The sequence below is a fragment of the Streptococcus mitis genome (assembly GCF_001579035.1).
Taxonomy (GTDB): domain Bacteria; phylum Bacillota; class Bacilli; order Lactobacillales; family Streptococcaceae; genus Streptococcus; species Streptococcus mitis_J.
The window spans coordinates 50,061-55,981 of sequence record NZ_KQ970287.1; the positions used below are offsets into that span (position 1 = coordinate 50,061).

The 5,921-nt window shown below is 43.6% G+C and carries 6 protein-coding genes; 5 read left to right on the forward strand and 1 reads right to left on the reverse strand.

Going from position 1 to position 5,921, the window contains the following annotated elements; translation table 11 throughout:
• The coding region (locus SMIDD26_RS04665) for an ABC transporter substrate-binding protein (protein WP_061439219.1) at window positions 1–733 on the forward strand (733 nt) is incomplete at its 5' end.
• 218 nt (window positions 734–951) lie between these two features.
• On the opposite strand, the gene SMIDD26_RS04675 is transcribed toward SMIDD26_RS04665, so the two are convergent.
• Window positions 952–2,223, reverse strand: coding sequence for an aminotransferase-like domain-containing protein (locus SMIDD26_RS04675; RefSeq protein ID WP_061439221.1), 1,272 nt, complete (start codon window positions 2,221–2,223; stop codon window positions 952–954).
• Between the two features lie 141 nt (window positions 2,224–2,364).
• Between SMIDD26_RS04675 and budA the strand changes: the two genes are divergently transcribed.
• The 4 genes from budA to SMIDD26_RS04695 form a co-directional block, all read left to right on the forward strand.
• The gene (budA, locus tag SMIDD26_RS04680) at window positions 2,365–3,096 is read left to right on the forward strand and encodes an acetolactate decarboxylase (protein ID WP_061439223.1); all 732 of its coding nucleotides are present in this window, start codon (window positions 2,365–2,367) and stop codon (window positions 3,094–3,096) included.
• 9 nt (window positions 3,097–3,105) lie between these two features.
• Window positions 3,106–3,858 carry a YhfC family intramembrane metalloprotease gene (locus SMIDD26_RS04685; RefSeq protein WP_061439225.1) on the forward strand — a complete coding sequence of 251 codons (753 nt, stop codon included), beginning with the start codon at window positions 3,106–3,108 and terminating at the stop codon, window positions 3,856–3,858.
• Window positions 3,859–3,970: 112 nt separating this feature from the next.
• Window positions 3,971–4,876: a UDP-N-acetylmuramate dehydrogenase gene (gene murB / locus SMIDD26_RS04690; RefSeq protein WP_061439227.1), complete on the forward strand. Its 906-nt coding sequence runs from the start codon at window positions 3,971–3,973 to the stop codon at window positions 4,874–4,876.
• Between the two features lie 159 nt (window positions 4,877–5,035).
• A partial coding sequence (locus tag SMIDD26_RS04695; protein ID WP_246746910.1) for an ABC transporter ATP-binding protein occupies window positions 5,036–5,921 on the forward strand: 886 nt, incomplete at its 3' end.

Genomic DNA, 5,921 nt, shown 5'->3' on the forward strand with positions numbered 1-5,921 from the left:
TTCTCAGTCAGCTGCTGAGGCCATTAAGCAAAAGGGGAAATTGGTAGTAGCGACCAGTCCTGACTATGCACCCTTTGAATTCCAATCTTTAGTTGATGGGAAAAATCAGGTAGTCGGTGCGGATATTGACATGGCTCAGGCTATCGCTGATGAACTTGGGGTTAAGTTGGAAATCTCAAGCATGAGTTTTGACAATGTTTTGACCAGTCTTCAAACTGGCAAGGCTGACCTAGCAGTTGCAGGAATTAGCGCTACTGATGAGAGAAAAGAAGTCTTTGATTTTTCAATCCCTTACTATGAAAACAAGATTAGTTTCTTGGTTCGTAAGGCTGATGTGGAAAAATACAAGGATTTAACTAGCCTAGAAAGTGCTAATATTGCAGCCCAAAAAGGGACTGTTCCAGAATCAATGGTCAAGGAACAATTGCCAAAAGCTCAATTAACTTCCCTAACCAATATGGGTGAAGCAGTCAATGAATTACAGGCTGGAAAAGTAGATGCTGTTCACATGGATGAGCCTGTTGCTCTTAGCTATGCTGCTAAAAATGCAGACCTAGCTGTCGCAACTGTCAGCTTGAAGATGAAGGACGGCGAAGCCAATGCAGTTGCCCTTAGAAAAAATAGTGCTGATTTGAAAGAAGTGGTGGACAAGGTCATCCAAAAACTTAAGGATGAAGGAACTTACCAAAGCTATCTTGAAAAAGCAGCAAGCCTAACAGAAGTTGAAGAATAATACTCAATGAAAATCAAAGAGAAAACTAGGAAGCTAGCCGCAGGTTGCTCAAAGCACTGCTTTGAGGTTGTAGATAAGACTGACGAAGTTCAGCTCAAAACACTGTTTTGAGGTTGTGGATAGAACTGACGAAGTCAGTAACCATATCTACGGTAAGGCGACGCTGACGTGGTTTGAAGAGATTTTCGAAGAGTATAAGAAAAAAGCAGAGTTGGAAGTCAGTCCAATTCTGCTTTTAAATAGTCTAAAACATTTTCCAGATTGTCTAAGGATACCTTGGCAAATTGATAAGGGCAGGCACCCAAGTAAGCCTCTTCAAAGAAATCCAAGCCCAGTTGGCTGTGCTTGAGACTGGCGATTTTAGGATACTGTCTGAGATCAAGTAATAAACCATCGTGTAGGGGAAAGTGAGGAAGGGGACAAGGAGTGTTAGCTAATCTTTCCTCGATTTGCTTCTGGTAAGCTTCCTGATTGGACAAGCGAGCTAGACGGTTTTTCTCAAACAATTGACTGTCAATATAGAGTGACAGGGCCTTTTGCATGATGAGGTTGCTGTCGTAGTCTAGGATATTTTTGTAGGCCACAAAGGCTTCCTTGATAGCATTTGGCAGGATGAGTGCTGTTATCCGCAGGGCTGGAAAGAGGCTGGTTGAGAAGGACTTGATATAAATGACGCGCTTCTCTGTATCCTGATAGTGGAAGGTCTGGCCCTTCTTGGAGTCCAAATCCCCCAGATAGTCGTCCTCTACGATATAGACACCATACTTGGCAGCTAAGTCAAGAATAGCTCGTTTGTCCTGCTCACAATAGGAATGCCCCAAAGGATAGTGAAAACGAGGAATGGTATAGAAAAACTTAATTTTTCCTGTTTTGAAGTGACCTTCCAACTCCTCCAAGTCAATCCCATCAATGCCTCGTTCAATCGTTTGATAGTCCAATCCCTGAGCAATCAAGAGGCGGTTCATTCGATGGTAGGTCGGCTGTTCCACCAAGATTTCCTTGGCTTGGCTAGGAAAGGAAATTTGAGAAAGGATAAAAAGGGCTTGTTGGGTTCCAGAAGTCAATACCAACTGGTCTGCCTTGCAGTAGAGAGCTTGGTCAAAGAGTAGTTTGTGAATGGACTGTCTTAGGTCTTCTAATCCTTCTTGGTTGTCATAGTAGTTGAAGAGGTAGTTTTCTCGGCCAATCAAGGTTTCATTGACACAGAGTCGGAAATCGTCATAGGCGCTGGCGTGTTCGTCCGTAACCTCAATTTCTAGGTCCTGGTGTTGCCCTTGTTCTAGGACATAGTAACCACTCTGGGGCTTGGCATAGAGGTATTGTTCGTGCCGTAATTCCAGCAGGGCTCGTTGAATGGTGTCCTTGCTACAGTGAAAGTCAAGGCTCAGTTGACGGATAGAAGGCAGGCGACTTCCCGTTGGAAAACGTCCAGACTCGATGCCATTTTTAAGATAGGAAACAACCTCTTGGTACTTGCTTAGTTTCTTCATTCCAGACCTCCCTTGATTTTGTTACATTGTACCCTTTTTTTTCCTTCTTGGCAATGTCTAGGGTATTTCTCTCGTTCACATCTAGGGGCAAATGTGGTATACTTAGGAGTAAGATTTATAGAATAACAGACAAGAAAGTGAATGGATAAGAACGTGCAGGAACCAGTGAAATTATTTCAATACAATACCCTTGGAGCCTTGATGGCTGGCCTTTATGGTGGGACCATGACAGTGGGAGAATTGCTAGAGTATGGTGATCTTGGTTTGGGAACCTTGGATTCCATTGATGGGGAATTGATTGTCTTGGATGGCAAAGCTTATCAGGCCAAAGGATCAGGAGATCAGCCAGAAATTGTAGAAGTATCACCAGATGCCCTTATTCCTTACGCAGCAGTGGTACCGCATCAGGCAGAGGTCATTTTCCGCCAGCGGTTTGAGATGACAGACAAGGAATTGGAAGAGCGAATCGAGTCTTATTATGACGGGGAAAATCTTTTCCGCTCTATCAAGATTCGGGGGGAATTTTCGCATATGCATGTGCGCATGATTCCCAAGTCGACACCAGATACCAAGTTTGCTGATGTCGCAACCCATCAACCTGAATATAGTCGTGACAATGTGGCGGGAACCATCGTTGGTTTCTGGACGCCTGAGATTTTCCATGGGGTCAGTGTGGCAGGCTATCATCTACACTTCATTTCAGATGACTTGACCTTCGGTGGACATGTCATGGACTTTGTTATCAAGGAAGGCATTATTGAGGTGGGAGCTGTTGACCAATTGGACCAACGTTTCCCAGTCCAAGACCGTCAATATTTGTTTGCTAAGTTCAATGTTGACGAGATGAAAAAAGATATTGAAAAGGCGGAATAGGAGAAGAAAATGACCATTCATATTATCATTACCATGGTGCTGTTGCTGGCTTTCTTGATAGGGAGCATTTGGTATGCCAAAAAGAAATACCAGATTAATCTAGCTGTCTTGGGCTTGGGGGCTGTCGCCTTCTTTGTCTCTTCACAGATTTTGGAAAAACTGGTGCATATCTTGGTTTTGCATCCTCAAAAGGACGGCAGTATTGCCCTCTTGCAAGACCATCCGCTTCTCTATATCCTCTATGGCCTAGCCATGGCAGCATTTTTTGAGGAAACTGCTCGTCTTATTTTCTTCAAATGGTTGGAGAAAAAGAGAAGTTTGGAAAAGGCAGACGCCTTGGCCTATGGACTGGGGCATGGTGGCTTGGAATTAATTTTCCTGGGTCTTGCTAGTTTGTTTAATCTCTACATCGTTCTCTCAGCAGTTCAAACGCAGAATCCACAGGTTATGCAATTGCTGTCTGAAAATATGTTGAAAACCATCCAGTCGCTATCTGTCTGGCAAATTTATTTGCTTGGTTTTGAACGGATTCTGGCTCTAGGTTTCCAATTACTTTTGACAGTTTGGGTTTACCAAGCTGTTCGCCAGAAGAAGTGGATTTATCTCCTAGCAGCCTATGGCCTACATGCCTTCTTTGATCTGGCACCATCTCTAGTCCAAGTTGGCTGGTTAACAAATCCAGCCTTGGTTGAAGTTGTCCTAGCACTTGAACTTGTTCTGGTTGCTTATGGAACAAAGGATATCTTTTGCAAAAAATCATAAAAAGAGGGGGAACCTCTTTTTCTTATTCAAAATCCAAACAAAGTCTTTTTATGGTCGTCAAATGTCTCTAAAAATGGTATAATGGAATGAATTTTGTAAAAGGAAGAGTGACATGTCTGTAAGAGAAAAAATGCTTGAAATCTTAGAAGGAATTGATATCCGTTTTAAGGAACCCTTGCATAGCTATAGTTATACAAAAGTAGGTGGAGAGGCTGATTATTTGGTCTTTCCACGAAATCGTTTTGAGTTGGCGCGCCTTGTCAAATTTGCCAATCAAGAAAATATTCCTTGGATGGTTCTTGGAAATGCCAGCAACATCATCGTTCGTGATGGTGGGATTCGTGGATTTGTCATCTTGTGTGACAAGCTCAATAATGTTTCCGTTGATGGCTATACCATCGAAGCTGAAGCTGGTGCTAACTTGATTGAAACAACTCGCATTGCCCTTCGTCATAGTTTGACTGGCTTTGAGTTTGCTTGTGGCATTCCAGGAAGTGTCGGTGGTGCGGTCTTTATGAATGCAGGTGCCTATGGGGGAGAGATTGCTCACATCTTGCAGTCTTGTAAGGTCTTGACCAAGGATGGAGAAATTGAAACCTTGTCTGCCAAAGATTTGGCTTTTGGTTACCGCCACTCAGCTATTCAGGAGTCTGGTGCAGTTGTCTTGTCAGCTAAATTTGCCCTAGCTCCAGGAACCCATCAGGTTATCAAGCAGGAAATGGACCGCTTGACGCACCTACGTGAACTCAAGCAACCTTTGGAATATCCATCTTGTGGTTCGGTCTTTAAGCGTCCAGTAGGGCATTTTGCGGGTCAATTAATTTCAGAAGCTGGCTTGAAAGGTTATCGTATCGGTGGTGTTGAAGTGTCTGAAAAGCACGCAGGATTTATGATCAATGTCGCAGATGGAACGGCCAAAGACTACGAAGACTTGATTGAGTCTGTGATTGAAAAGGTCAAGGAACACTCAGGTATCACGCTTGAAAGAGAAGTCCGTATTTTAGGTGAAGGCAAGTAGAAAGCTGTAGTTGAAATGCTGCTGCTATATCATGGAAAGGGGGTGAAAGCCTATCGTTAGTGCAGAAGAATTTAGGCAGTTCAATCTCCTACACGAGGTAGTAGCGGCCTGACAGAGCCCTGATCTGTTAATCTATGAAAAAGAAGGAATAAATGACAATTGAAAAAACCAATTATTGAATTCACAAACGTCTCAAAAGTTTTTGAAGACAGCAACACCAAGGTTCTCAAAGATATCAACTTTGAGTTGGAAGAAGGAAAATTCTACACCCTTCTAGGCGCATCTGGTTCAGGGAAATCAACTATCCTTAACATCATTGCAGGTTTACTGGATGCGACGACAGGAGATATTTTGCTGGATGGTGTCCGTATCAATGACATTCCAACCAACAAGCGAGACGTCCATACAGTCTTCCAATCCTATGCCTTGTTTCCGCATATGAATGTGTTTGAAAATGTTGCCTTTCCGCTCCGCTTGCGCAAGATTGACAAGAAAGAAATCGAGAAACGCGTAGCGGAAGTTCTCAAGATGGTTCAGTTAGAAGGTTACGAAAAACGTTCTATCCGTAAACTTTCTGGAGGACAACGCCAGCGTGTGGCTATAGCCCGTGCCATCATCAACCAACCCCGTGTGGTCTTGCTGGACGAGCCTTTGTCAGCGTTGGACTTGAAATTACGAACAGACATGCAGTACGAACTGCGTGAACTGCAACAACGATTGGGCATTACCTTTGTCTTTGTCACTCACGATCAGGAAGAAGCTCTTGCCATGAGTGACTGGATTTTCGTTATGAATGATGGCGAGATTGTCCAGTCTGGAACACCTGTGGACATCTACGATGAGCCAATCAATCACTTTGTTGCCACCTTTATCGGTGAGTCAAATATCTTGCCAGGTACCATGATTGAGGACTACTTGGTTGAGTTTAACGGCAAACGCTTCGAAGCGGTTGATGGTGGGATGAAGCCAAATGAACCTGTTGAGGTTGTTATTCGTCCAGAGGATTTGCGGATTACCCTTCCTGAAGAAGGCAAGCTCCAAGTTA